The 25,963-nt window shown below is 70.6% G+C and carries 24 protein-coding genes and 1 pseudogene; 9 read left to right on the top strand and 16 right to left on the bottom strand.

The features are described from left to right. The coding region (locus tag OO67_RS20780) for a carbohydrate-binding protein (protein WP_033302534.1) at nt 1-2,553 on the bottom strand (2,553 nt) is incomplete at its 3' end. A gap of 572 nt (nt 2,554-3,125) precedes the next feature. On the opposite strand from OO67_RS20780, the gene OO67_RS20775 reads away from it, so the two are divergent. After that, nucleotides 3,126-5,018 (top strand): LamG-like jellyroll fold domain-containing protein, encoded by a 1,893-nt coding sequence (locus tag OO67_RS20775; protein WP_033302533.1) that lies wholly within the window; start codon nt 3,126-3,128, stop codon nt 5,016-5,018. Nucleotides 5,019-5,267: 249 nt separating this feature from the next. On the opposite strand, the gene OO67_RS20770 is transcribed toward OO67_RS20775, so the two are convergent. Continuing rightward, entirely contained in the window at nt 5,268-5,846 is a 579-nt protein-coding gene (locus OO67_RS20770) for a maltokinase N-terminal cap-like domain-containing protein (RefSeq protein ID WP_033302532.1), read from the bottom strand. A gap of 326 nt (nt 5,847-6,172) precedes the next feature. Here OO67_RS20770 and OO67_RS20765 point away from each other — a divergent pair, with 326 nt between their 5' ends. After that, nucleotides 6,173-6,511 (top strand): hypothetical protein, encoded by a 339-nt coding sequence (locus OO67_RS20765; protein ID WP_033302559.1) that lies wholly within the window; start codon nt 6,173-6,175, stop codon nt 6,509-6,511. Between the two features lie 555 nt (nt 6,512-7,066). Here the strand turns inward: OO67_RS20765 and OO67_RS20760 are convergent. The 12 genes from OO67_RS20760 to OO67_RS20705 all read right to left on the bottom strand — a co-directional run bounded on the left by OO67_RS20760 (nt 7,067) and on the right by OO67_RS20705 (nt 16,940). Further along, nucleotides 7,067-7,258 carry a hypothetical protein gene (locus tag OO67_RS20760; protein WP_033302558.1) on the bottom strand — a complete coding sequence of 64 codons (192 nt, stop codon included), beginning with the start codon at nt 7,256-7,258 and terminating at the stop codon, nt 7,067-7,069. A gap of 377 nt (nt 7,259-7,635) precedes the next feature. Beyond that, on the bottom strand, nt 7,636-7,902 hold the full coding sequence (locus OO67_RS20755) for a DUF4235 domain-containing protein (RefSeq protein WP_033302531.1): 267 nt from the start codon (nt 7,900-7,902) through the stop codon (nt 7,636-7,638). Then, nucleotides 7,899-8,378 carry a DUF3618 domain-containing protein gene (locus OO67_RS20750; RefSeq protein WP_033302530.1) on the bottom strand — a complete coding sequence of 160 codons (480 nt, stop codon included), beginning with the start codon at nt 8,376-8,378 and terminating at the stop codon, nt 7,899-7,901. The genes OO67_RS20755 and OO67_RS20750 overlap by 4 nt, the downstream gene beginning before the upstream one ends. Beyond that, the gene (locus tag OO67_RS20745; protein ID WP_033302529.1) at nt 8,375-8,788 is read right to left on the bottom strand and encodes a phage holin family protein; all 414 of its coding nucleotides are present in this window, start codon (nt 8,786-8,788) and stop codon (nt 8,375-8,377) included. Before OO67_RS20745 ends, OO67_RS20750 begins: the two co-directional genes overlap by 4 nt. Before the next feature lie 355 nt (nt 8,789-9,143). Continuing rightward, nucleotides 9,144-9,368: a helix-turn-helix domain-containing protein gene (locus OO67_RS20740; RefSeq protein ID WP_033302528.1), complete on the bottom strand. Its 225-nt coding sequence runs from the start codon at nt 9,366-9,368 to the stop codon at nt 9,144-9,146. Then, nucleotides 9,368-9,865, bottom strand: a complete 498-nt coding sequence (locus tag OO67_RS20735; RefSeq protein ID WP_033302557.1) for a DUF2975 domain-containing protein — start codon at nt 9,863-9,865, stop codon at nt 9,368-9,370. Before OO67_RS20735 ends, OO67_RS20740 begins: the two co-directional genes overlap by 1 nt. A 589-nt stretch (nt 9,866-10,454) precedes the next feature. Further along, nucleotides 10,455-11,669: a D-mannonate dehydratase ManD gene (gene manD, locus OO67_RS20730; protein ID WP_033302527.1), complete on the bottom strand. Its 1,215-nt coding sequence runs from the start codon at nt 11,667-11,669 to the stop codon at nt 10,455-10,457. A gap of 37 nt (nt 11,670-11,706) precedes the next feature. Further along, the gene (locus OO67_RS20725) at nt 11,707-12,561 is read right to left on the bottom strand and encodes a carbohydrate ABC transporter permease (RefSeq protein ID WP_033302526.1); all 855 of its coding nucleotides are present in this window, start codon (nt 12,559-12,561) and stop codon (nt 11,707-11,709) included. Next, on the bottom strand, nt 12,558-13,520 hold the full coding sequence (locus tag OO67_RS20720) for a carbohydrate ABC transporter permease (protein ID WP_033302525.1): 963 nt from the start codon (nt 13,518-13,520) through the stop codon (nt 12,558-12,560). Before OO67_RS20720 ends, OO67_RS20725 begins: the two co-directional genes overlap by 4 nt. Then, nucleotides 13,520-14,839 carry an ABC transporter substrate-binding protein gene (locus OO67_RS20715; RefSeq protein ID WP_033302524.1) on the bottom strand — a complete coding sequence of 440 codons (1,320 nt, stop codon included), beginning with the start codon at nt 14,837-14,839 and terminating at the stop codon, nt 13,520-13,522. Before OO67_RS20715 ends, OO67_RS20720 begins: the two co-directional genes overlap by 1 nt. Nucleotides 14,840-15,096: 257 nt before the next feature. Continuing rightward, the gene (locus OO67_RS20710) at nt 15,097-15,888 is read right to left on the bottom strand and encodes a FadR/GntR family transcriptional regulator (protein WP_033302556.1); all 792 of its coding nucleotides are present in this window, start codon (nt 15,886-15,888) and stop codon (nt 15,097-15,099) included. Nucleotides 15,889-15,995: 107 nt separating this feature from the next. Further along, nucleotides 15,996-16,940, bottom strand: a complete 945-nt coding sequence (locus OO67_RS20705) for a helix-turn-helix transcriptional regulator (RefSeq protein WP_033302523.1) — start codon at nt 16,938-16,940, stop codon at nt 15,996-15,998. Between the two features lie 172 nt (nt 16,941-17,112). On the opposite strand from OO67_RS20705, the gene OO67_RS20700 reads away from it, so the two are divergent. Continuing rightward, nucleotides 17,113-18,153 carry an NAD(P)-dependent alcohol dehydrogenase gene (locus OO67_RS20700; protein ID WP_033302522.1) on the top strand — a complete coding sequence of 347 codons (1,041 nt, stop codon included), beginning with the start codon at nt 17,113-17,115 and terminating at the stop codon, nt 18,151-18,153. Between the two features lie 197 nt (nt 18,154-18,350). On the opposite strand, the pseudogene OO67_RS36885 reads toward OO67_RS20700, so the two are convergent. Both OO67_RS36885 and dhbC read right to left on the bottom strand, forming a co-directional pair. Beyond that, nucleotides 18,351-18,904, bottom strand: a pseudogene (locus tag OO67_RS36885) (AMP-binding enzyme); the annotation flags it as partial. 13 nt (nt 18,905-18,917) lie between these two features. Beyond that, complete coding sequence (gene dhbC, locus OO67_RS20690) at nt 18,918-20,123, bottom strand: isochorismate synthase DhbC (protein WP_033302520.1); 1,206 nt, start codon at nt 20,121-20,123, stop codon at nt 18,918-18,920. 851 nt (nt 20,124-20,974) lie between these two features. Here dhbC and OO67_RS20685 point away from each other — a divergent pair. The 6 genes from OO67_RS20685 (at nt 20,975) to OO67_RS20660 (ending at nt 25,963) form a co-directional block, all read left to right on the top strand. Further along, nucleotides 20,975-21,214, top strand: coding sequence for a phosphopantetheine-binding protein (locus OO67_RS20685; protein ID WP_033302519.1), 240 nt, complete (start codon nt 20,975-20,977; stop codon nt 21,212-21,214). Next, complete coding sequence (locus OO67_RS20680) at nt 21,211-22,062, top strand: siderophore-interacting protein (RefSeq protein ID WP_033302518.1); 852 nt, start codon at nt 21,211-21,213, stop codon at nt 22,060-22,062. Before OO67_RS20685 ends, OO67_RS20680 begins: the two co-directional genes overlap by 4 nt. Before the next feature lie 103 nt (nt 22,063-22,165). Beyond that, nucleotides 22,166-23,167 (top strand): ABC transporter substrate-binding protein, encoded by a 1,002-nt coding sequence (locus tag OO67_RS20675; protein ID WP_033302517.1) that lies wholly within the window; start codon nt 22,166-22,168, stop codon nt 23,165-23,167. After that, a complete protein-coding gene (locus OO67_RS20670; RefSeq protein ID WP_033302515.1) occupies nt 23,164-24,189 on the top strand; it encodes a FecCD family ABC transporter permease in 1,026 nt (341 codons plus the stop codon). The genes OO67_RS20675 and OO67_RS20670 overlap by 4 nt, the downstream gene beginning before the upstream one ends. Nucleotides 24,190-24,239: 50 nt before the next feature. Continuing rightward, complete coding sequence (locus tag OO67_RS20665; protein WP_106972782.1) at nt 24,240-25,181, top strand: FecCD family ABC transporter permease; 942 nt, start codon at nt 24,240-24,242, stop codon at nt 25,179-25,181. After that, entirely contained in the window at nt 25,178-25,963 is a 786-nt protein-coding gene (locus OO67_RS20660) for an ABC transporter ATP-binding protein (RefSeq protein ID WP_033302512.1), read from the top strand. The genes OO67_RS20665 and OO67_RS20660 overlap by 4 nt, the downstream gene beginning before the upstream one ends.

Raw genomic sequence — 25,963 nt, 5'->3', positions numbered from 1 at the left:
CTGGGCCGCGGACTGGTTGCACGTCCACAGCTGGATCTGCGTCCCGTCGGCGCTCGCCCCGTTCGCGACGTCGACGCACTTGCCGCCGATGCCGGTGATCTGGCCACTGCGAGCGGGAGCCCCGGCGGTGGTGAAGGTGAAGTCGTCGACGTCGAAGAGCGATCCGCTGCCGCCCTTGAAGACGAGGTACAGGGTGGTGGTGCCGGCGGGGCGGTCGGTGAGGTTCGCCGACACGTTCTGGAAGGTCTCCCAGCCCCCGGTGACGGGGACGGACGCGGAGCCGAGCAGGGTCCCGGTGGGGGAACCGGCACGTACCTCCAGAGTGCCTCCGCCACCGCCGGAGGAGACCCTCGCGGTCAGGGAGGTGGCGTTGCCGAGGATGTACGGCTTGAAGGAGATCCAGTCGCCGTTGTCGATGTTCCCGACCGTCTTCCCGCCGTTCGCCGTCGCCTTGTCGATGACCGTCACGCCCGCGGAGCCGCCGTAGTGCTCGGCCTGGCGTTTGCTGCCCTGGCTGATGTTCTGGTCGTGGGTCGTCAGGGCCGGCTGACCGTTCGCGCCCTTGTCCGTGTACTCGGCGTCCCAGACGCCGAAGATGTTCGCGTTGGGGTCGTGCTCACCGTCGGCGATGGTCTGCACGGTGCCGGAGCAGCCGGTGGCGGATGTCTGGGGGTGGCCGTGGCTGTCGTGGCCGATGATGAACGTGACCTTGACCTTGGAGCAGTCGATCGTGCCGTCCTCGGGATCCGTGACGGTCACCTCGAAGGGGACGGCGGCGCCCGGGTCGATGATGGAACCGTCGGCCGGGAGTTCCAGGCTGACGGTGGGTGCGGTGTTGCCGACGGTGACGACGACCGAGGCGGTCGCGGTGTTCCCGGTCCCGTCGGACAGTGTCAGTTCCGCGGTGTAGCGGCCGTTGGCGGTGTAGGTGTGCGAGGGGTCGGCCGCCGTCGAGGTGGTGCCGTCGCCGAACTTCCAGGCGTAGCTCAGCGGGTCGCCGTCGGGGTCGGAGCTTCCGGCCGAGGAGAACCGGACCGCGAGCGGGGCCTTCCCCGAGGTCCGGTCCGCCGCGGCCCTGGCGAGCGGTGAGCGCCCTCCTGTGACGTTCTCGATCCGGTAGAGCGCACTGTTGGCGTCGCCGTTGAAGTAACCGGTGCCGTAGTCGAGGACGTACAACGCCCCGTCCGGACCGAAGGCCATGTCCATCACCTGGGTGCCCTGCCACGGGAACGCGTTGATGGACTGCACGGTCCCGTCGGAACCCTGTTCGATGCGCTTGATCCATTTGCGGCCGAACTCACCGGCGAAGAAGTCGCCGTCGAAGCTCTCGGGGAACTTGACGGCCGAGGCCGACGCCGCGTCGTAGCGGTACACGGGGCCGCCCATGGGCGACTCCGAACCGCTGCCGAACTCGGGCACCGAGCCGCCGTCGTAGGGGACCCAGGCGGGCTGGGCCGGGGGCAGGTCGGTCAGGCCCGTGTTGTTCGGCGAGGTGTTCCTGGGCGCGGCACAGGAGAAGGCGGAGCCGGACGTCGAGCCGGCGAAGTCGTAGTCGACGTAGGCGCTGTTCCTGCCGGTGCAGTAGGGCCAGCCGAAGTTGCCGGCCTTGGTGATCCGGTTGAACTCGACCTGTCCCGCGGGCCCCCGGGACGCGTTCGCGGTCCCCGCGTCGGGTCCGTAGTCGCCGAGGTACACGATGCCGGTGGGCTTGTCGACGCTCATCCGGAAGGGGTTGCGGAAGCCCATGGCGTAGATCTCGGGCCGGGTCCTCGCGGTGCCGGGAGCGAAGAGGTTGCCCGACGGGATGGAGTAGCCGCCGGCCGCGTCGACCTTGATGCGCAGGACCTTGCCTCGCAGGTCGTTGGTGTTGCCCGACGAACGCTGGGCGTCGTAGGCGGGGTTGCGGTTCGGCCGTTCGTCGATGGGGGTGTAGCCGTCGGAGGCGAAGGGGTTGCTGTCGTCCCCGGTGGAGAGGTACAGGTTGCCCTGGGCGTCGAAGTCGATGTCGCCGCCCACGTGACAGCAGAGACCTCGGCTCGCGGGGACGTCGAGGACCTTCTTCTCGGAGGCGGTGTCCAGGGTGCCGTCCGTCCTGAGGACGAACCGGGAGAGCCGGTTGACACCGTCGAACGGTGCGAAGTCGGCCGCCGAGCCGTTCGCGGGGGCGTCTCCGGCGGGGGTCGAGAGCTTCGGGGCGTAGTAGAGGTAGACGAAGCGGTTGGCGGTGAAGCCCGGGTCCACTCCGACGCCCTGGAGGCCTTCCTCGTCGTGCGAGTAGACGTCCAGTCTGCCGGCGACCTTGGTGGCGCCGGCGGCGTCCGTGAGGCGGAGGGTCCCGTCCCGTGATGTGTGCAGGACGGACCTGTCGGGCAGAACGGCGAGCGTCATCGGCTCACCGGTCTCGGCCACCCCTTTGGCAAGGGTGACCTGCTGGAATTCGTCGGCGGCCGTCGGTGCCGCTTCGGCCGGTCTCTGGTGAGCGGTGAGGGCGCCCGCGGCGACGAGCAGGGTGCATACGAGCGCCGCGAGGGGCCGGGTGGGTCTCCTGTGCACGCGAATCCTCCGTGTGGTGACGGGGCCGGGGTGGAGCACAGGCGCGCGCCGTCGCGCCGGGAGACGGGTGCCCACAGGGGGGAGGGGAGGGCACCCCGTTCTGTTGTCCGGTTCAGGTCAGGAAGGTAATGGCTTTTGCACCCGCCAGATAGCCCTTTGACGTACCGGAACACAACTTTCTCTAGTAGCGGGACAAAGCGGCTGGGAGCGGGCCCTGGCCGGTGCACGCGCGCGGGGTCCGGGAAGCCGGGCGGATCGCCCCACGGCATGCGCGGAACTGTGCACGGACCCGGCCGCAGCCATCGGGCGTGCCCCGCCACGGGATGTGTGGCGCCGGAGCGGCTGTGAAGGGGCACGTCCGCACGAACGTCGACGGGGGGCGGGCACGGAACGCCGAACTCCCGGTCATGCCTGATGTCCCGTCAGAACCGGAGCGCTGCCCGCGGGCGGCAGGGCAAGCCGCGCAGATGGTGATCATTGCAGCCGGTGTTCAGCTCGGCGTCACCGTACGGCCAGGACGGGTGAGGAGCGTACGGGCTGATCCCACCCGATGCCTGAACCGTGGAGCCCCGATGAGCACAGAGGGACAGACCAGCCGCCGCCATCCCCTGGACAGACGCGCGCTCCTGCGAGCGGCGGTGGCCGTGCCGGCGGCCGGTGCCGCGGCCGCCGGCACGGCCACCGCGCAGGCTCAGGCCGCCGAAGCAGCCGGACCGACGTCACGCGGCCGGTTCGACGCCGAGAGCCCGCGCTTCGCGCTGGCAGTGCTGCCCGACACCCAGTACCTGTTCGACGCCGACAGTGCGGACCCGGCCCCTCTGCGGGCGACCTTCCGCTACCTCGTCGACGAGCGGTCGGCGGCCAACATCGCCTTCATGACACATCTCGGCGACGTCACCGAACACGGGACCGAGGACGAGATCGCCCTCGCCGCCGACACCTTCCGCACCCTCCACGGCAAGGTGCCCTACAGCGTGCTCGCCGGCAACCACGACGTCAGCTCCTCCACGGACGACCAGCGCGGCGACTCCGCCTACCTCGCCGCGTTCGGACCGGAGCGCTACTCCGCCATGCCCACCTTCGGCGGTGCCTCGCCGGACGGCTACAACAGCTACCACGTCCTGCGGGCCGGCGGCCGGAAGTGGCTCGTGCTCGCCCTGGACTGGCGCATCTCCGACAAGGGCCTGGAGTGGGCACAGAACGTACTCGACACCCACCCCACGTTGCCCGCGGTGCTCACCACCCACGACATCGCCTGGTCCGGGGACGACGGAAAGGCCCAGCTCTCGGAGAACGGCAAGCGCCTGTGGGAAGCGCTCGTCAAGGGCAACGACCAGATCTTCCTGGCGTTGGGCGGACACTACTGGCCGTCCGGACGCACGGTCCTGACCAATGACTACGACAACGATGTCCACATCCACATCACCAATTACCAGGACCGTTACTACGGTGGTGCCGGAATGATCCGGACCTACGGTTTCGACCTGGCGCGCAACGCCGTCGACGTCGAGACGTTCTCACCCTGGTTCCTCGCCGGGGACTCGGACAAGCGCCCTCCGCTGGCCGCCGAGACCGTCGAACTGACGGGGCCTGTCGAGCGGTTCAGCCTCTCGGTCGACTTCGAGGCGCGGTTCGCCGGCTTCGCCCCGTCCGCACCGCCCAAGCCGCGTCCGGCCTCGGCCGTGATGCCACGGGGCACCCTGGCCTACTGGCGGTTCGACGCCTCCGGCACGGGTGCGGCAGGAGGGCCGGGGGCGACGGTGGAGGACGGCGTCCTGGTCCGGGACCTGACCGGCAACGGCAACGACTTGACGGTGAGCCGGCTGCACTCCAGCGGCCCCGACGCGCTGACCTGGTCGGACGACCACCACCCCGGCCAGCCCGCACACGCCAGCCTGCGCTTCGACGGCGGCCGGGGGCCCGACCGCGGAGCCATCCTCACCACCGCGGGCGGGGCCGCGCTGAACAGCGAGAAGTTCACCCGCGGCTACACCATCGAAACCTTCGTCCGGCTGCCGGAGCCCTTCGAGGGTGATCACAGCTGGATGGGAATCCTCAGCTGGGAGGGCCGGAACGGCGACGCGGGAAAGACGACGGGATGGTCGCCGTCGGAGCCGACCTGCAGTCTGAACCTGTCGCCCGAACGTTTCCTGCAGTTCGTCGTCTACCCGCACCGGCAGGACGCCGATCCGACGTCCTGGAGCCACGCCGTTCCGGTCGGCCGGTGGATGCACATCGCCGTCGTCAACGACGGCCGCCGCACGGTGATGTACGTTGACGGTTCGAAGATCGCCCGAAACCCTTCGCAGCCGTCCACCGGCATCGCGACTCTGGGTGAACCCTTCGTGCTGGGCGCCACCCAGTTCGACAGGCGCTTCGGCCAGGGTTTCTACGGCTGGATGGGCGACACCCGGATCGTCGGCCGGGCGTTGCCGGTGGCCGAATTCCTCACCTCGTTCGGCTGAGCCGCGCCGGCCTTCCGGGGGTGAGGGGCCTGCGGAGTGCGGCGGGGCAGTCTGCCACGCGCTCACGGCCGGGAAGGTGCCGTGCGGGGCCGCCGGGTACACCGAGCGGCCCCGCCCGCCTCGGCGCGTTCCAGATGGGGCGTGCCCTGGTGGACGGCCCCATGCCGATCAGGCGGTCCTGATGTCACCGCGCGGGGCGGACGGCCGGACTCCCCGGCGTGAGCACCGGCCTGCCCGATCCGCGACGCCCTACCGTGGCGCGACGGCCGCCAGTACCCCCCGTGCAGCCGTACCGTCCGGCCAGGTCCATCCGGCGACGAGGCGTCCGGACGACTCCTGCGCGGCGTCCGCCGGCCGCAGGACACGGTGGACCTGGAAGCCGAGGCCGTCATCGAGGCCGGGATCGCGCACGGTGACGGTCGGGTCAGGGGTGTCGCTCCTGCTCTGATGCTGCGGTACCACCTCACCGCGCAGGAGCGCGCCCAACTGCGCCATCACGACCGGGTCGTGGACGCCGTCGTAGATCCACCGGGTGCCGAGCACCCCATGCTCAGAGGTACCGATCAGCGCCTCGTCCGGGACGCCCTCCAGCGCCGCACCCCGGTAAGCCATCGGGACCAGGTACGCCACCGGTTCCTGCGCGGCGGCATCCACCACGACCGTGAACTCGATCCCGACGGCGCCCTCCGGATCGTCCAGACGGAACCCGCCGGCCCTGGCCAGTTCCGGCGTTCCCGCGCCCCCCACGTACCAACTCTGCCTCGGCAGCCAGCCGGTGAGCAGCTCCAGCTTGGTCGGCGTCATGGTGGTGCGGTGGATGGTGGCCATGCGAGCTCCCTCTCGTGTACGTCCGGGCCCGTCGTCCGACGGGCTGGGACCGAACCTATAGGACCCGGCCGCACGCCCTGAGTGGTCGCGAGACCGTCCGACCGGGTCCCCGCCGTGTCTCGGCTGCCGTCATCGCCGACCCCTGTGTCCGCACTGATGCCGCGTCCCTCGCCACGACTGCACCGAGTCGGCCGCAGGGGGCAACCGGGCTGGTGCTCGCGCCGGACCGCACACCGCCGGCAGCTGCCCCGGAGGCGGCTCCCCAGAAGCACGTCGCCCGGCGTTTCCGAGCGGTCCCCGCAGGTGTGTGGGGCAGCATGGGGCAGATGGATCCTGCGCAGCCGGAGCGGACGCCCGACGGCCGGTACATCGTGGTGCACGGGCGACGGTGGCGGGCGACGGACCCGGAGATCCCCGAGGACGTCGCCGCCGGTCTGCGCCGTCATCTCATGGCGGCCCGGCGTGCGGTGGGCGTCTCGCGCCGGAAGGGGGACACGGCTGCTGAGGGACTGGCCCGAAGGCGCGTGCACCGGGCGAAGGTGGCCCTCGGCGAACGTGGCACCCCGTGGTGGGAGCAGTCCCTCAGCGAGCGGCGCCGACGCTGGGAGGACGGCGCGGCCGAACTCGATGCCGACCGGCCGGACGAAGGCCGGGCAGCGCCGTAGCCGTCGCTCCGCACGGGAGGTCCGCCCGAAAGCTCCGCGGCGCGAGCGCGGGGCGGGCAGGCACGAGGCAGTCGTCCCGGGCAGGAGTGTTCCCGGGAGTCCCGCCGGGGCCGGCTGCTCGTGCCTGCTCCGGTGAAACCGCTTCCTCGTACGCATAGTTGAGGCGTACAGGACCTGACCCCCGCGCCGGGGCCGCCGCGCGGCACGGACCCGCCCGTGGCACCAGCGGACACCGGCAGAGTGCTCACGGCGTCACAGGGTCTCTGGCCGCACGTCTGGGGGCGTCGGGTTACCTCGTCGAAGCCATCGGGACGGGAGCTGCCGCTCTGGGGTCGCTCGGCGAGCAGCGCTTCGACCTGATCATCGCGGACGTGGACATCCCCGACCTGCAGGACCTGCCCACCACCGCCCCGCCCTGGTCGACAGGCCGCCCGTCCTCTGTGTCGCCTCGTGCGAGTCGCTGGACCAGTTGGTGCCCGAGATCGGTACCGAGGTGGCGGACTACGTCACCAAGCCCTGCCGGGAGGAGACGAAGCCACCACCGGGGCGTGCCCCTCATGACGCCCGCCGACCGTGCCCCCGTACGTCCCGCGCGAAGGTGTACGAGGCGCCGAGGAAGAGCAAAGCTCCGGCCCCGAGCCAGAGGACCGATGCCCCCGAGTGGTAGTCGCGAAAGGCGACGACGAGCAGCAACGCGCTGCCGAGGACGCCGAAGGCTGAGATCAGAGCGCTGATGCGGTGGGTCACACGGACATCATCGACCACGACCTCGGCCGTCGGGAGCGATCCAGGCGGATTGGCCCAGCTCTCTCATCGACCAGGCTGGATGCGCGAGCGGCCGGCGACGCGCGTCGCGCGGCGGAGGAAGGAGGCGACACGGTGGGTCGGCGCCCTCCCTTGCTCGAGCGAGGGAGGGAGAGAGCCCGGGGAGGACCGATGACGCTGCGGCGCATGTGCGTGCCGGGCGCGGGCCGGGTGAGGCCGCGAAGACGGCTCGGCCCGGAGTGCGGGCTGTGCGAAAACCTCGGCCGGAGCCTTGGCCACCGGCCGGTGCCGAAGGGCGGCCGACGGCACGGCCGGGCGGCGCCGGCCCGCTCGGGAACGGGGCCGGCGCCGCGGCGGGTTCAGCCGGGCCAGATGCCCGTCACACGTCGCGTGGCCACTGCGCCCGAGCGATCGACCGCGGCCTTGACCACAGAGAAGATGGCTCCCTGGACAGCGGCGGCAAGCAGGATCTGCCGCCAGGAACGGTGCTCGTCCAGAGCGTCGGGGGCGTCGTTGTCGCCTTCGATGATCTTCCACGCCTGTTTGAACGCGGCACCCGCGATCATGCCGCTCGCCGCGCCGAGGGCGAGCCCCACCGGTTTGTAAGCGATCTTGGAAGCCTTCATCGGCGTCCCCGGCCGCGGCGCACCAGCAGGAAGGCGGCAAGCAGCGCACCGCCCGCGAGCAGCTGGTTCCGGTTGGCCCGTGCGAAAGAAGCGGCCTTGCCGGCGTTCTCGAGCAGCGGGTCGGGAGCCCTCTCCGCCGCGTACTGTCCTGCCCGGGTCGCGGTCTCCCGTACGTGTGCCGCGGCCTGCGCCGTCTTCTCCAGGACGGGATCGGGCGTCTTGTCCTTGACGAGTTGTGTGGCCTGCTCCGCCTTCGCCCGGAGCTGGTCGGCCATCAGGGCCGCCTTCTCCGAAGCCTGTTCCTTCGCGGCGGCCGTCTTCTCCTTCGCCTGTGCCTTGACGTCCGCCTTGGCGGCGAGCGCCTCGACGGTGCGGCCGAGTTCGTCGCGGGTGCGTTCGACCTGCTCGCGTACCTCCTCGGGGTTGGAGGCGTCGGGGACGGGGGTGCCTATGTTGGTGCGGGACTCTTCGTTCATCGGTGTGCCTTTTCCTTGATCTCGGCCACATCGGCCTTGACGCTGTCTACGGTCTGCTCGGGAGTGGGAGAACCGGCCTGCGCGATCTGCTTCTTCCCGGCCAGGGCGGCTGCGGCTGCCACTGCCGCCAGCACCGCCGTGACGATCAGCGCCGACGCCCACACCGGCAGCGCCAGTGCGAGAGCCGCGATGCAGGTCGCGACCAGAGCCTGGGCCGCCAGCATGCCGATGAAGCCCGCGGCGCCGAAGAGGCCACCGCCCTTCCCGTAGCGCTTGCCCTTCTGGGTCATCTCCGCCCGGGCCAGCTGCATCTCCTCGCGGACCAGCTCCGAGACCTGTTGCGAGGCGCGGGAAACCAGCACGCTCACCGAGTCGTCGTTGGCGTGGGTCTGCCGCTCTGCCGTGCTCATGGCTACGTCACCTTGCCTTCCTCGATCTTCGTAAACATCGCCTGGTCCGTGACGTCCGGCGGGCCGGTCAGCCGCTCGGACCTGTGCCGTAGCCCGCCATGACGGAACCTCCCTGTTGAGCGGTGTTTGCCGGTGTCTCGGCTCGACTACCCCGCAACCGCCCCAGCACCCTCCTCACCGGCAACGTCTTCTCCCGGCCCGGCTGTCCGTGCTCCGGCGGCACCTTGTGTCCAGGCCCATATCCCGTGGTGGGGGGCCGTGGGACTGCTCCGCCCCGCGCGAGGGAGGCACCGGAACGCCACGGAACCCGCAACACCGCGAGCGGGCAGTCCGGGCGGCGGTGCCCCCGAGGTGATCAGACAGCGGGCGATTCGGGAGGCTCCTCCCAGCGGAGCAGGTCTCCCGGCTGGCACTCGAGCACTTCGCACAGGGCGGCCAGCGTCGCGAAGCGGACCGCCTTCGCGCGGCCGTTCTTGAGCACCGCCAGGTTGGCGGGCGTGATCCCCACGCGCTCCGCGAGTTCTCCTACGGACATCTTGCGTTTCGCCAGCATCACGTCGATGTCGACCGCGATCGGCATCAGATCACCTCGTCCAGCTCGGCCTGCATCCGGGTCGCCGCGACGTCACGCTCGACGGCCTGGGCGAGCAGCATCCGCAGGACGAGTACGACGAGCGCGACTCCCAGGACCGCCAGAGCCGCGCCGCCCACCAGGAGGACCACGCCAGGCGCGACGGCTTCGCCCGGAGCCAGGAGGACCGCGAGTCCGAAGAGGAGGCAGGCGGCTGCCACCACCGCGCCGATCACCACATGCACGTACCGGAAGGCGGCGTGGGAGAACACCGTCCCGCGTCGCACCATCGTCACCAGTCGCCATACGCACATCAGGACGACCTCGACGGCCGCTGTGCCCAGCACGATGACCGAGAGGAGCGGGGCGCGAAGGTACTCGATGTCCGCGTCCATGCCCCTCAGGTCGATGGCCAGCAGCGGCACCATCACGGCCTGCACGAGCACCGATCCGGTGAGCAGCAGCACGAGCACGGCCCGCAGTGCGAGCACTGTCAGTCTTCCCATCATCTCTCCTTCGATCGACCTGCGATAAAAATCTATCGATAAACGATAGGAGAGGCAAGTCATGAACCCTCAGTGACGGAGAACCTCCACAGGGCCCGGCCGCGCCGGAGCCGGTCGTCGCCAAGAAGGGCGCGAGCCGGGAGCGGGGGTGTGGAGCAGTGGCGATCCGGAGCGCGTGCGTGGACGCAAGTGCCTCCGCACGCTGGACGGCGGTGAGTCGTGAACGCGGGACAGGAAGGCGGACATGCGCCGTCCCGATGTCCGAACGGTCCGTAGTGGGGAAGGCGGGCGGTGGGGGAGTCGTCGGAGAGCGCCGACGTGATCGTCGTGGGTGGCGGACTCACAGGCCTCGCGTCCGCGTGGGTGGTGACCGCGCACCGGCGGAGGTGATCGGCGAGGGCTGACGCGTCTGCCGGACGCCGTCCACCATCGGCATCCCGTACCGCGGCCGGCAGGGAGAACGGAACCGCATGCAGGCCGGAGTACAGCGGCGGGAGCCGGGCGTCCGGATCCGCTGTCCGCTACCTCCGGACCCTTCGGCGGCTGCCCCACAAGGCAGCCGCCGTCGTCCACCCGCTCGTCACGCAGGTCACCAGTCGTGGACGGTCCCGTCATTCAGCCGGTTGACCGGGAGGTAGGCCGCTTCGTACGGGTGCGCGGCTGCCAGCTCCTCGTCCAGATCCACCCCGATGCCCGGCGCCTCGCCCGGGTGCAGGTATCCGTCCACGAAGGTGTAGGCGTGGCGGAACACCTCCTCGGTGAGCGGGGTGTGACCCGAGTACTCCTGGATACCGAAGTTGTGCACGGCCAGGTCGAGATGGACGGCGGCCGCCATGCCGACCGGGGAGATGTCCTCGGGCCCGTGAATCGCGCTCTTGATCTGGTACTGCGCTGCGAAGTCGAAGAGCTTCCGCAGCGGGGTGACCCCGCCGAAGTGCGTGACGGCGGAACGCACGTAGTCGATCAGCTGCTCGGTGATCAGGGACTGGTAGTCGTACACCGTGTTGAAGACCTCGCCGATGGCCAGCGGGGTCGTGGTGTTGCGGCGGACGAGGCGCAGAGCCTCCTGGTTCTCCGCGGGCGTGCAGTCCTCCAGCCAGAACAAGCGGTACGGCTCCAGGTCCTTGCCGAGGCGGGCGGCCTGGACGGGTGTGAGCCGGTGGTGGGCGTCGTGCAGCAGGGGCAGTTCAGGGCCGAACTCGGCGCGTACGGCCTCCAGTACGGTCGGCATGTGGCGCAGATAGGCGTCGGTGTCCCAGTCCTCCACCAGCGGCCGGGCCTGCTGGTGCAGCACGGGGGAGCCGCTTTCGTCCGTGCTCGACACACCGTAGACCGCCTTCAGCCCGGGGACGCCCGACTGCACGCGGACGGCAGGGTACCCCTCGGCGAGGCGTGCCCGGACCGAGTCGAGGAGCTCGGGGATGTCACGGCCGTTGGCGTGACCGTACGTTCCCACCCGGTCCCGGCTGGCTCCGCCGAGCAGTTGGTAGAGGGGGAGGCCCGCGGCTTTGGCCTTGATGTCCCACAGTGCCACGTCGACGGCGGCGATCGCGGCCATGGTCACCGGCCCGCGCCGCCAGTAGGCACCCCTGTACAGGGATTGCCAGGTGTCCTCGACACGGTGCGGGTCGAGACCCATGAGGAGGGGCACCACGTGGTCGGTGAGATAGCTGACGACGGCCAGCTCCCGGCCGTTGAGCGTCGCGTCGCCGAGGCCGGTGAGCCCGTCGTCCGTCGTCAGTCTGAGGGTGACGAAGTTCCGGCCGGGGCTGGTGACGAGGACCTTCGCGTCGACAATTTTCATGGGGATACTTTCTTCAGAATGCGGTGGTGAGGGTCGTTCAGCCCTTGGTGGCGCCCGAGGTCAAGCCGGCCACCAGGTACTTCTGTCCGAGGACGGCGGCCAGGACGACGGGGACGGTGATGAGCGTCGCTGCGGCCATCAGGCCGCCCCAGTCGGTGCTCGCGTACGAGATGAAGTTGAAGAGGGTCACCGGCACGGTCTGGGTGCGGTCGTCGGCGAAGATCAGCGCGAACATGAAGTTGTTCCAGCTGAAGACGAAGGCGAGCAGCGAGGCGGTCGCCGTCCCGGGGGCCGCGAGGGGCAGCGCGATGCGCCAGAAGGCTCCGAAGGCGCTCAGGCCGTCGGTGCGCGCGGCCTCCTCCAGCTCGACCGGCAGGCCGGCGAAGAAGCTGATCATGATCCACATGATGAGCGGGACGGAGACGAACATCTGGCTGAGGATCAGCACGGTGTAGGAGCCGACGAGGCCCATCTGCGCGAACAGGTAGTACCAGGGGACGAGCAGCGAGATCGCGGGCACGATGCGCGCGACCAGGATCAGCGATCCGGTGCGGTGCATGTCGAACCGTCCGACCGCCCAGGCGGCGGGCACCGCGATGACGGCGGAGAGCACGGTGGAGACCACGCCGACCAGCAGGGAGTTGCCCATCGACCGGAGGATCTGCCCGGCCTCGACGATGTTCCGGAAGTTCTCGAGGGTGGGGCTGAACCACAGCCCCACGGACGGGTCGGTCACCTGGACGTTGGTCTTGAACGCGGCGGCGAACATCCACACCAGGGGCAGCGCGAAGACGAGCGTCACGACGGCGATGGCGATGCCGCGCAGCCACGACCGGACCCTGCGGCGCCGCAGGTGTGCCGGGACGGGTGCGGGGACGACGGTGGCGCTCATGCGGTCTTCCTTCCGCCCCGGCGGCGCAGCAGCACCACGACGCCGATGATGAAGAGTGTGAACAGGACCAGGACGGCGGCGGCCAGGCCGTACTCCTGGTAGTCGAAGGTGAGCCCGTAGGCGTAGACGTTCAGGGTCTCCACCTCGAAGTCCGAGCCGCCACCCGCCCCTTTGGTGGCGTAGAGGATGTCGAAGGTCTTGAGGGCGTCCACGGCGCGCAGTACCAGGGCGGTGGCGAGCGTCGGGCCGAGCATGGGCAGCACGACGTGCCTGAACCGCTGCCAGCCGTTCGCCCCGTCGACGCGGGCCGCCTCCTCCGGTTCCTCGGGCAGCGTGGTCAGCCCGGCGAGCAGCAGCAGGGTCATCATGGGCGTCCACTGCCAGACGTCGATCAGCATCAGAGTCGGCAGCGACTGGCTGACGGAGCCCAGGAACTCCTGCCGGGGCAGTCCGATTCCGGCGAGCAGGTGGTTGGCTATGCCGTTGGTCGGGTCGAGGATCAACAGCCAGAGGATGCCGATCGCCACCGGCGTGGTGAGCAACGGGATGATCAGGACCGTACGCACCCACCGCATGCCCCGGAACGGCTTGCGCATGAGCATCGCCAGGGCGAGACCGAGCACCGTCTCGAGGATCACCGCCCCGGCCGTGAAGATCACCGTACGCTGCGCGGCGGGCCAGAACCGGCGGGTGTCGCCGAGCGCGTCGGTGAAGTTCCGGAGGCCGATGTGCGCCTTGCCGGCGTTCACCGCGCCGAAGGCGTCGGTCAGGCTGAGGTTGATGGTGTAGACCAGCGGAAAAATGATCATGAGGCCGACGAACAGCAGGGCCGGGGCGAGCATCGTCCACTTGAGACGTCGGTTGGCCTGCTCGAACGTGCGGGGGGTGCGGCGCGCGGGGGCCGGCCCGGTCCCGGACGCGGCGGCGCCGCGGACCGGGGAGACCTCTGTGGTGGACATCAGGACTCCTTGTGGCGGTTGTCGCGGACGAGGAAATCGGCGAACTCCGCATCGGCGTCACGAGCGGCCGGCCGCACGTCCTCGCCGAGGATGCCCGCGACCAGCGGCCGCCCGACGATGTCCCTGGCCCGGCCGACCTGCAGGACGCGGGGCCTGTCGTAGCCCAGGCCCCTCTCGGCGTTCAGCCGCATGGCCTCGGCCAGGTCCGGCGGGAAGGAGCCCAGAGATGCGGGGTCGGACCACACCGAGGCGCGGGCGCCGGGGATGCCGTCCTTCTGGAGCGCTGCCGTCACCTCGGTGCCCGCGGCCCACCTGATGAACTCCCAGGCGTCGTCGCGCAGCAGGCTGAACTTGCTGATGCCGAGGCTCCAGGACGGGATGTTGTGCGGCCGCGCGCCGGCCGGTCCGGCAGGGAAGGGTGCGAAGCCGACGGTCTCCCGCACGGTCGACACCTGTGGGTCGAGGAAGCTGCTGTAGATCGCGTCGGCGTCGATGTAGAAGGCGGCCTTGCCCTGCGCGAAGATCGGCATGGCCTGTTCGAGGCTCATGTTGGTGGCGCCGGGCGGGCCCGTCCTCGCCAGGAGCCGGCCGTAGTACTCGTACGCGGCGAGAGCCTCGGGCGAGCCGATTCCGGACCGGCCCCGCACGACGAAGTCCCCGCCGTGGGAGTACAGGAAGCTGGACCACTGGGACACGGCACCGCTGCGCTGCCCCCGGCCGACGAAGCCGTAGAGGCCCTTCTTCTTCTCGGTGAGTTCCTCGGCGGCGGACATCAGCGCTTCCAGGGTGCGCGGCGGTCCGCCGAGGCCCTCCACGAGGTCCTTGCGGTAGTAGAGCGCCGGGCGCTCGGTCACCACCGGGACGCTGAGTACCCTGCCCGCGGTCAAGGAGGCCTCGCGCGGGGCCTCCTGGAAGTCCGGCCAGGCGAAGTCCTGGTCCTGCGTGACGCGGTCGGTCAGGTCGGCCAGCCAGCCGTTGTGCGCGAAGAGCAGTTGCTCCTGGAGCGCACGGACCATCATGACGTCCACGTCGGTGCCCGAGGCGTTGAGCTTCACGTTGTAGCTGCTCGCCAGTTGGTCCGCGGTGAGCAGGGTCATGGACACCCGCCGTCCGATGCGCTCCTCGAACTCCTTCGTCCGGCGGCGGATCGCCTGGGACCACACGTGGTTGATCGCCATGATCCGCAGCGGGGTGTCGGCGCCGGGCCGCCCGCCCCCGGTCGTACACGCGCCGAGCGCCCCCATCCCGGCGGCTCCCGCGACTCCTGCCGCCAGCCTGCCGAAGGAGCGCCGGCTGAGGAGCTGGCTGCTCGTGGACATCGTTGTCCTCGTCTCTCTCTGCGCTGTCGTGCGTCTTGCTCACCAGGGGGGTGGCCTCCTCGGGAGCTCCGATTCGTCTGGCCCAACTGGTAGGACCAGTTGAACCAGAGGGACGTTAGCAGGAGAGAGGCGTACCGAACAGCCCTTCGGGGTCCCGGATTCATCGAGGCGTCGCGCTGCCCGCGGAGGCTCGTGGCCGGTGACCCGGTGACCCGGTGACCCGGTGGTCCCGCTGCCGCCCGCCCCGCTGCCGAGCCCTACCGGTTGCCGGTCTCGTCCAGCAGCGCTTCGATGTGGTTGCGCGCCATGATGTCGACCTGGATGTCGAGATCCTTGCCGTAGGTGCGCAGACCGAGCATCAAGTGCTCCCGCATGCGTTCACAGGCCAGGTCCGCGTCACGGGCCTCGACAGCCTCGAAGATCTCCGGGTGGTGCGGAACACCGGGCTCGCCGATCGAGGGGTCGGAGTTGGAACGGAGCATCATCTCGAACATCATCCCGCTGATCGACGAGAGCATGATCCTGAGGACCGGATTCTTGCTCGCCTCGGCGATGGCGTCGTGAAAAGCCATGTCGGCGCGGGCCTTCACGACGACGTCGCTCGCCGACTCGAGGGCGTCACGCGCGGACCGCATCGCCTCGATGTCCTCGTCCGTCGCACGTTCGGTCGCCAGGCGGACCATCTCGACCTCGAGCGGCAGCCGGGCCTCGATCAGCTGCCGGACGGTCGGCCGGCCCGCCCGGTACAACGCGTCGTACCCTCTGGCCTGCCCCGACGTCTGCTCACGCACGAAGGAGCCGCGCCCCGGTGCGACCTCGATCAGATGCTGGGCCTCGAGCCGCCGCAGGACCTCGCGCACCACGTTCCTGCTGGCGCCGAACTGGGCCGCGAGCTCGCGCTCCGAGGAGAGCTTCGTGCCGACGGGAATGTGACCGGACCGGATGTCATGCTCGAGTTCCCGCGCGATCCGTTCCGTCAGGAGCCCACGCTGGGCAGGAGCCGCGGCCTGGCCGGACCGCGCGGAGGAGGGAGAGGCGGACGACTGCATCCCCGCAGCGTACAGCCTGGTCCAGGACGGGACGCGGCCGATCGAACGGCCGGACACCGGCGATGCCGGGTCCTGACCGGGGCCCCGTGCAGGACCTCGGGAAACGCCTACTGCCTCCCGGGAACCGACGTACCGGCGCGCGTGGCGTCCGTGCCCCAGCTGGCGAGCAGTCGCAGGGCCTCGGCGGACGGGGAGCCCGGCTCGGCGTGATAAGCGATCATGGACTGTTCCGCGTCGTCGGGCAGGGCGAACGTCTCGAAGGCCAGCGACAGCTCCCCGACCAGCGGGTGATGCAGCCGCTTGACGCCGTGGCTCTTCTCCTTGACGTCATGCCTGGCCCACAGCCGCCGGAACTCCTCACTCTTCACGGACAGCTCCCCGACGAGCGCCGAGAGGCGCGGGTCGTCGGGATGACAGCCCGCGTCCATCCGCAGGTAGCTGACGATGTCCGACGCCTTCTGGTCCCACTCGACGAACAGCTCGCGGTACTCCGGGTTCAGGAACACCAGCCGCGCCCAGTTCCGCTCCTGCTGCGGCAGCTCCGACCAGTCGCCGAAGACGGCAGCGGCCATCCGGTTCCAGCCGAGGATCTCGGAACGCCGTCCGATGACGTACGCGGGTACGCCCTCCATCGTGTCGAGCAGCTGACAGAGCGTGCCACGCACCCGCTGCTGCCGCATGGACGGCTTCTTCTTGTGCTGCCTGGGCTTCGTGAGGTGCATCAGATGCGCCTGCTCGGCGTCCGTCAGCCTCAGCGCGGACGCGATCGCGCCGAGCACCTCCCCGGACACGTTCTGCCCGTTTCCCTGTTCGAGACGTGTGTAGTACGCCACGGACACTCCGGCCAGCTGGGCCAGCTCCTCGCGGCGCAGCCCCGGGACCCGCCGGTGCCGCCCGTAGTCCGGCAGCCCCACATCCTCCGGCTTCAGCCGGGCACGCCTGCTGCGCAGGAACTCGCTCAGTTCGGCGCGCCGGTCGAGGGCGTGCCCCGTGCCGCCACCGGGGCCATGGCCACCGGCGGGCCGCCGCGGGGGTACAGGCTGCTCGTCCATGAGTCCAGTATCCACGGTCGTACGCACGCCATCCTGACCCCGCCAGTAGTAGGACCACTGGACGTACGCAGAGCCGTGGCCTGGGTGGAAACCGTGAGGTGGGGCAGGCTGGACGGCGTGCCCGGACCGAAAGCTGCCGGGCGCAGGACCACTCCTTAGGAGACACTCCCGCATGACTTCTGTCGCCGCGTACGCCGCGTCCTCCGCCAATGCTCCGCTGGAGCGCACCACTGTCGAGCGTCGCGCGGTCGGCGAGTTCGACGTCCTGATCGACATCAAGTTCGCCGGCATCTGCCACTCGGACATCCACCAGGCCCGCGACGGCTGGGGGCAGGGCATCTTCCCGATGGTGCCGGGCCACGAGATCGCCGGCGTCGTCACCGAGACGGGCTCCGGCGTCACCAGGTTCGCAGTGGGCGACCGCGTGGGCGTCGGCTGCATGGTCGACTCCTGCCGCGAGTGCGACAACTGCAAGGCGGGCCTCGAGCAGTACTGCGTCAAGGGGAACACCGGCACGTACAACGCCCTGGACAAGAACGGCGACCCCACGTACGGGGGCTACTCCACGCACATCGTCGTGGACGAGAACTACACGCTGCGCATACCCGACGGCCTGTCGCTCGACGAGGCCGCGCCGCTGCTCTGCGCGGGTATCACCACGTACTCCCCGCTGAAGCACTGGAACGCGGGTCCCGGGAAGAAGGTCGCCGTCCTCGGCATGGGCGGCCTCGGGCACATGGGTGTCAAGATCGCGCACGCGCTGGGTGCGGAGGTGACCGTCCTCTCGCAGTCCCTGCGCAAGCAGGACGACGGGCTGAAGCTCGGCGCCGACCACTACTACGCCACCAGTGACCCGAAGACCTTCGAGGAGCTGCGCGGGACGTTCGACATCATCCTGTCGACGGTATCCGCGCCGCTGGACTTCGGTGCCTACCTCTCCCTCCTCAAGACGGACGGTGCGCTGGTGAACGTCGGCGCCCCGGAGGAGCCGATCTCCGTCAACCTCTTCTCCCTGATCGGCGGCCGCAAGTCCCTCTCGGGTTCCGGTATCGGCGGCATCCAGGAGACCCAGGACATGCTGGACTTCTGCGCGGAGCACGGCTTCGGTGCGGAGATCGAGCTGATCGGTGCGTCCGAGATCAACGAGGCGTACGAGCGAGTGCTGAACAGTGATGTCCGGTACCGGTTCGTGATCGACGCCGCGACGATCTGAGACCCGACCCGCCCCCACCCCACCGGTGCCGTGACGAGGCTCCGGGGCGTACTCGGGCGGCCGGTCCGGCGGGGACGTTCCCTTCGCGGAACGCCCCGCCGCGGGCCGGCGGTCAGCCCGCGGCCATGTCACACGGGGCCGGTCCGCGGGCATGCCGTGGAGGGATGACCGTCCTCCCGGGCGTGGTGCCCGGGGTGTCAGGCGTCCGGGGCGGGGGGAGCGTGGCCCGCGGCGGCGGCGCGCAGGTCCTTCTTGGAGACCTTGCCGACTCCGGTCTGCGGGAACGCGTCCACGAACTCGACACGGTCCGGAATCTTGTAGGCGGCCAGTCCCCGGCGCTGTACGAATCTTCTGACGGCAAGGGCTTTGAGGGGTTCGGCGCCCGGGCGCAGGATCACGTACGCACAGATGCGCTCGCCCAGGTAGGCGTCGGGCTTCGCCACCACGTTGGCGTCGTGGACCGACGGGTGGGCGAGGATGTGGTTCTCCACCTCCTCGGCGGCGATCTTCTCGCCGCCCCGGTTGATCTGGTCCCTGGCGCGTCCCTCGACGATCAGACGGCCGCTCGCCGTGACCCGGACGATGTGCCCGGTACGGTAGAGGCCGTCCTCCGTGAAGGAACGGGTGTTGTGGTCCGGGGCGTTCCAGCAGCCCCGGATCGTGTAGGCCCCCGGGTCAGCAGGTGCCCTGTTCCGCCCGGTGCCACCTCGCGGTCCTGGTCGTCGACCACCAGGATCTCGTCGTCCGGGGAATGGCTTCCGTGCTCACAGCTCGGCCCCCACCGCACTGAGGAAGGTCCGGAACTTGGCCGCCGTCTCGGCGGTCTCGGCCTCCGGATCGGACGCGGCGACGACCCCGGCACCCGCGTACAGCCGCAGCGTGCGTTCCTCGGCCTCGGCGCAGCGGATCGTGACGACCCATTCGCCGTCACCCTGCGCGTTGCCCCACCCCACCATGCCGGTGAAGAACCCGCGGTCGAACGGCTCGGTGTCCGCAATGACCTGACGGGCCGTCACGGTGGGCGTGCCGCAGACGGCCGGGGTGGGATGCAGGGCGCAGGCGAGTGCCAGGGCCGAGGTGTCAGGGGCGGCGAGCGTGCCGGTGACGGTGGTGGACAGGTGCCACATGGTGGCGGTACGGATCAGCGTCGGCCGGGCGGGGACGGTCAGCTCGGTGCAGTACGGGGCGAGCGACCGGTGGACCGCGTCCACCACGACGGCGTGCTCGTGCAGGTCCTTGACCGACTCCAGCAGCGTCGCCGCCCGGCGCACGTCCTCGGCGAGGTCGGGGCTGCGCGGGGCGGACCCGGCGAGCGGATTGGCTGTCACCTGTCGCCCCTGCCGGGAGACGAGCAGTTCAGGGCTGGCGCCGATCAGTGTGCGGCCGTCCCCGGCCGGCAGCGCGAACGTGTAGCCGGCGGGGTCCCGACGGGCCAGGCGCTGGAGCATCACGGGCAGGTCGAGGGGGACGCGGGACGTGAGTTCGAGCGTGCGGGCCAGCACCACCTTGCTGAACTCCCCGCGCCGCATGCGCTCCACGGCCGAGGCGACCCCCGCTCCGTAGACGTCCGGGCCGGGCACGGGGCGTATCCGCCAGTCCGCCGAGCCGGACACGCCCGCGGGGAGGGCGATCAGCGGGTCGGAGGCGAGCGGCAGCGCGATGCGCGGTGCCGCCGGCACGCTCAGGGCTGCTGGTGCGTCGTGGTCGAACGGGATGGCGCCGATGACCACGGGCGAGTGCTGTCCGGCCGCACCGGCCTCGGCCAGGGTCGCGCTGACCCGCTCGTCCAAGGTCCGCTCGTCGTGCGGAACCTGGCGTGCCACTCCGTGTGCCAGCAGGGTGCGGCGGGGGGTCGCCAGGAAATGGGCGCCCGGTGTGTAGGCGTCCAGAAGCGAGGTGGCCGCGCCTATGACCGGGTGGGCCGGACCTGCCGGGGGTATGTGGGTGGCGGCCTGGGATGCCGGCGACACGGGGACTCCATTCTCGATGGTTCCGTCAGCGGATGCGGGAGACGGGAGTGCGGCGGAGCTGAGGGGGATTCAGCGAAGCGTCCCCGTCGCCGGCGTACGGTTCCCGCACGGTGATGTGGCGGGGCAATCCGAGGTCGGCGTGGCCGCGGCTTCGCCGATGCCCTGCCGGCCTGCGACCCGTCCCCGGATCTGCCGGTGCGGCATACCGGTGACAGGCGGGACCCCTGCCGGACGCCAGGACACAGCACGGTCGTCGGACTCCCTGTCCGAACGCGGTATGTGCTGAGGCACGAGTAACCTCCTGGCGAGATGTTAGGTAAGGGTAACCTCAGTTGTGCGGGTCCGGACAGGGGGTCGCCGATCCGTCCGGTGTGGCTTCGGTTACGACGCGGGCCACGGGCGGGGCGGTGGCCGAACGGGCCCGGGGGTCCGCCGGTGGGCGGGGCGGGGTGCCCGTGCGGCGTTGATCAACTTTCGGGCCTCGGCGTCAGCGGGCTTCAAGTTAGGTTAGCCTCGCCTGGGCTTATGAGGGGGAGGGAGTGTTCCTGTTGGCTCGGAACGTGGAGGGCGGCGCGGCCTGCAAGGCCGGGCGGGGCGCCGGGCCGGCCGGTTGGGCGGCCCGGGCGTGTCGCCGTGCTCGCCGCTGCGTCCGCCGGCGGCACCCCGTCACACCGCCACCGGGTCGGAGTATCCCGCGCGCGGCGCCCGGCCGTTCCCGGTGGCCGACACCCTCGCCGGGCCTCTCCCGCGGACGCGCGTCCGGGCGTTCGCCGTCCGGTGCTGTGGCGCCGTGACCACCACCACTGTCGCGCCGGCCGCGCTGTCGGCGCCGTACCTGCAGGAGTCATCCGATGAGCCAGACCTTGACACCCGAACGTGTCCGCGCCGACGTCGCGGAACTGCTCGGCTGCGACCCGGCCGAGATCGAGCCGGACGAGAACCTGACCGACCTGGGCCTCGACTCGGTGCGGACCATGGTCCTGGTCGAGCGCTGGCGTGCAGCGGGGGCGGCCACGCTGGAGTACCCCGACCTCGCCGAGCAGCCCGAACTCGCTCACTGGACCGAGCTGCTGACGGGTGGGAACGCATGAGGCTGGCTGATCACCGTAACCGGCACCTGGAGCGCATCGCGGAGGTCCGGGCGGGCCTGCACGCCGAGAAGGTGGGCTACCCGATCGGCATCCGGGAGACCCGTGTCGTGCGTACCGTCATGGTCGGGGCCGGCCTGCTGCGGGTGACTCTGGGCGGGGCGGGCACGGAAGGGTTCGAGGCCCACTCGCCGGACGAACACGTCAAACTGCTCTTCCCGGAGGCCGACGGCTCGCTGCGGCTGCCCGAACCGAACGGGACCATGCTGCGCTGGGCGGGGTCGGTGCTCCGCTCGCGGCAGTACACGGTGCGCCGTTACGACCCCGTCGCCGGAGAGATCGACATCGACGTCGCCCTGCACGACGGGGGTCTGGCTGCGGACTGGGCGCGTGAGGCAGGGCCGGGCGCCGTCATGCACCTCGCGGGGCCGCCCGGCGGGCTGATCGTCCCGCACTCCTACGACCGCTACCTGCTCGCGGGCGACCTCACGGCCCTGCCTGCGATCGCGCGCTGGCTGGAGGAGCTGCCCAGGAGTGCCAAGGGCTGGGCGTTCGTCGAAGTCTCCGACGCCACGCAGGAGATCGAACTGTCCGCGCCCGAGGGCGTCGAGGTGCGCTGGCTGCACACCGCCGGCCCGTCGGCGGGAGACGGCGACGCCCTGGCGCGGGCCGTGACCGGGGTGACGGTGCCCGACGGGGAGCGGGTGTACGTGTGGGTCGCGGGCGAGGCGGGCCAGATCAAGCCGCTGCGCCGCTGGGTCCGCGACGAACTGCGGCTGGAGAAGGCCGATTACGACATCACCGGTTACTGGAAGCGCGGGGTCTCCGACTTCGACGAGGACGACCACTGACGAGCCGGGCCGGACGGGGGGCGGGCTCGATGCCGCTTCCGGGGTGTCCGGACGTGAAATCATCAACTAAGGTAAGCCTTACCTAAATCTCAAGGAGCATTGCATGTCCATACGCAGAACCTCCGGCCTCGTCGGCGTCCTGTCGCTGAGCCTGATGCTGGCCGGATGCGGGTCCTCTTCGGAGGAGGGTGGGTCCAAGGCCTCGGAGAAGGCCGAGACCCGGGTGTTCGCCGCTGACAACGGCAAGATCACCATCCCCGCCGACCCGAAGCGTGTGGTGGCCACCGGCTACGCCGTGCCCGCTCTCATCGAGGCCGACGCCCCGCTGGTCGGGATCTCTTCGTGGAAGCGCGGCGAGCCGATGATGAGCGAGGAGGATCTGGCCGAGTACAAGAAGCTCACCAAGGTGGCGGGTGAGCAGGCGGCCGAGACCAACTACGAGGCCATCGCCGAGGCTGAGCCCGACCTGATCGTCATCGGTGTCCCCGCCCCCGTGCTCGGCGACATCGACGTCAAGCGGCTGGAGTCGATCGCCCCCGTCGTGGCCATCGGCCCGTCCCTGCCGTCCGCCTGGCGCGACCTGTCCCGCAAGCAGGCCGACGCGGCCGGCGCCCTCGAGAAGTTCGACGCCGGACAGAAGACGTACGAGGCGAAGGCCGCCGAGCTGAAGACGAAGTACGCGGGCGTGCTGCCCCAGCTGAAGCTGGGACACGTCGGTGCGTACGGCGAGGTCGCCAAGGGCAACTTCCACCGGGAGTTCGGCGGCTCGTGGGGGACCAACATCACCGAGGACGTCGGTGCGACGTACTACGGCAAGGTCAAGAAGGCGGGCCCCGGCTCCGCCGCGGTCAGCGAGTACCCGTCCATCGAGGAGCTCCCGGACGCGTTCGCCGAGGCCGACGCCCTGACCTACTCCGTCAACGCCGACGGCAGCGTCTCCGAAGCGGTCCAGTACGTCCTCGACTCCAAGCTGTGGAAGAACCTGCCCGCCGTCAAGGCCGGCAAGACCTTCCCGATCCGCTACACCGAGGCCGCGACCTACGGGTCCGCCATGAACACCCTGGACGCGATCGACACGTCGCTCGCTCCGCTGCTCAAGCGATGACCGTCGCGGGTCGCGCGTCCGGTCCGGCGGGGGCCGAGCGCACCGTCGCACCGCAGGTCGGCCTGCTCGTCGGCGGTCTGGTGCTGCTGACGGCGGTCGCCGTGCTCAGCATGGGCGTCGGCGCGCACCCGGTCCCGCCGGGCGACGTCGTGCGCGCGTTGCTGGACTACCAGGGCACCGACAACCACGTGATCGTGCGTGATGTACGAGGCCCCCGAGCGCTGCTGGCCGTCGCGGTGGGCGCCGCGCTCGCGGTGTCCGGCGCGCTGATCCAGACGCTGGCCCGCAATCCGCTGGCGGAGCCCGGCATCCTCGGGGTCACCGCGGGTGCCGGGTTCGCCATCACCATCGGCTCGGCACTCGGACTGGCCGCCGGGCAGGCCGGCGAACTCGGCTTCGCGGTCATCGGCTCCGTGATCGCCGCGCTGCTGGTCACCGCCGTCGGGCGCCGCTCGCCGCTGCGCCTGGTCCTCACCGGCGTCGCCCTGACCGCGGTGCTGAGCGGTGTCGCACTCGGCCTGCGGCTGATGCTCCCGGACGTCTTCGACATGTACCGGTTCTGGTCGGTCGGGTCGCTGGCGGCCCGCGAACAGGCGCCGCTGGCCCTGCCGGTGGCCGCGATCGTGGTCTCCCTGGCCGGGGCGCTGCTGCTGAGCAGGGCGCTCAACGCTCTCGCGCTGGGCGAGAACGTCGCGCAGACCCTGGGCGCGGGAGTGGGCCGGGTGCGGGCCGCCGCGCTCGTCCTGATCACCCTGCTCTGCGGGGCGGCGACGGCGGTGGCCGGGCCGATCCTGTTCGTCGGCCTGATCGTGCCGCACCTGGTCCGCAAGCCGGCGGCGGGTTCGGTGCCCTGGCTGATTCTCTACGCGATGGTGCTGGGGCCCGTGCTGCTGCTGGTCGCCGACATCGGGTCGCGGGTGCTGCTGCCCACCGGTGAGGTGCCGGTCGGCATCGTGACCGCGTTCCTCGGCGGCCCCATGCTGATCTGGGCGGTTCGCCGCTACGGGGCGGGATCACTGTGAACACATCCAAACTGAAGGTCGAACGACGCACCGCCGTACTGATCGCGGTCATGGTCGCCCTGATGCTGTGTCTGGGCCTGCTGGGGCTCTGTTACGGCGCGTCATGGGCCTCCCCCGGCGAGGTGTTCGCCGTCCTGACCGGCGCGGACCGCTCCGTGGTGATCTCGGACTGGCGGTTGCCGCGGGTGCTGGCCGGCCTCGTCTTCGGTGCCGCGCTCGGCGTGGCGGGTGCCATCTTCCAGAACCTCACCCGCAACCCGATGGGCAGCCCGGACGTCATCGGGCTCGACGCGGGCGCCTACACCGGTGCTCTGGTCGCCATCACCGTCCTGTCCGGCACGTCCGCGCAGCTGGCCACGGGCTCCGTGACCGGCGGGCTGGCCGTCGCGGCCGCGATCTACCTGCTGGCGTACCAACGGGGCTTCTCCGGACTGCGGCTGGTCGTGATCGGTATCGCGGTGAACGCGATGATGACCGCGGTCAACTCGTGGATCGTGCTGCGCGCCGAGCTGGAGGTGGCGATCGCCGCCGTCGGCTGGAGCGCGGGCTCACTCAACGGGGTGAGCTGGGACGACCTGACCATCCCGTTCGCGCTCATCGCCGTACTGCTGATCCTGATGACCACGCGGGCGCACGCCATGCACCAGGCATCGCTGGGTGACGCGGTCGCGACGGCCACCGGCGTCGGGCTCAACCGGCTGCGGCTGCTCATGGTGCTGGTGGGAGTCGGCTGCACGGCCACGGTGACCGCGGTCGCCGGTCCGATCGCCTTCATCGCCCTGGCGGCCCCACAGATCGGCCGCCGGCTCGCCGGCGCGGCCGGTGTACCGCTGCTCCCGGCCGCCCTGACCGGGGCGGTTCTGCTCCAAGGCGCCGACCTGCTCGCCCAGATGCTGCTGGCGCCCGTCGCGCTGCCCGTGGGAGTGGTGAGTACCGCGATCGGCGGTTGCTATCTGATCTGGCTGCTGACCAAGGAGGTGAGGCGCGCGTGACCGCACGCCTGACCGCGCGGGACATCACCCTGCGCTACGGAGACCGGGTCGTGTCCACACGGCTCAGCCTCGACGTGCCCGACGGTGCGTTCACCGCCATCGTGGGCCCCAACGCCTGTGGGAAATCGACCTTGCTGCGCGCGCTGGTGCGGCTGATGCGGCCGGAGGCCGGGCAGGTGGAACTCGACGGCCGTGCCGTCGGCGACTACGCGCCCAAGACACTGGCCAAGCAACTCGGTTTCCTGCCGCAGGACCCGCTGGCCCCCGAGGACATCAAGGTCCGGCAGCTCGTGAGCAGGGGACGGTTCCCGCACCAGTCGCTGCTGGCGCTGTGGTCGCCGGAGGACGAGGAGGCCGTCACCGAGGCGATGGCCGCCGCCGGGGTCGAGGACCTGGCCGGCAGGCCGGTGCAGGAACTGTCCGGCGGACAGCGCCAGCGTGTCTGGATAGCCATGGTGCTGGCCCAGCGGACGCCCTACCTGCTGCTGGACGAACCGACGTCGTTCCTGGACATCACTCACCAGTACCAGCTGCTCGGCCTGCTGGCGCGGCTGCGCGACGAGGGCCGCACGGTGATCGCCGTGCTGCACGACATCAACCAGGCCTGCCGGTTCGCCGACCACCTGGTCGCCATGCGGGACGGCCGGGTGGTCGCCGAGGGCGTCCCCGGGGACATCGTGGACGCCGCCCTGATCAAGGACGTCTTCGACCTGCCGAGCGTCATCGTCCCCGACCCGGTGACCGGCACACCGATGATCGTTCCCACACTTCAAGGAGAGTAA

Origin of the sequence: Streptomyces atroolivaceus (genome assembly GCF_000717025.1) — a bacterium.
Taxonomy (GTDB): domain Bacteria; phylum Actinomycetota; class Actinomycetes; order Streptomycetales; family Streptomycetaceae; genus Streptomyces; species Streptomyces atroolivaceus.
Note: the sequence above shows the minus strand (reverse complement) of the source record. Positions and strands in the feature narration are given on the sequence as shown.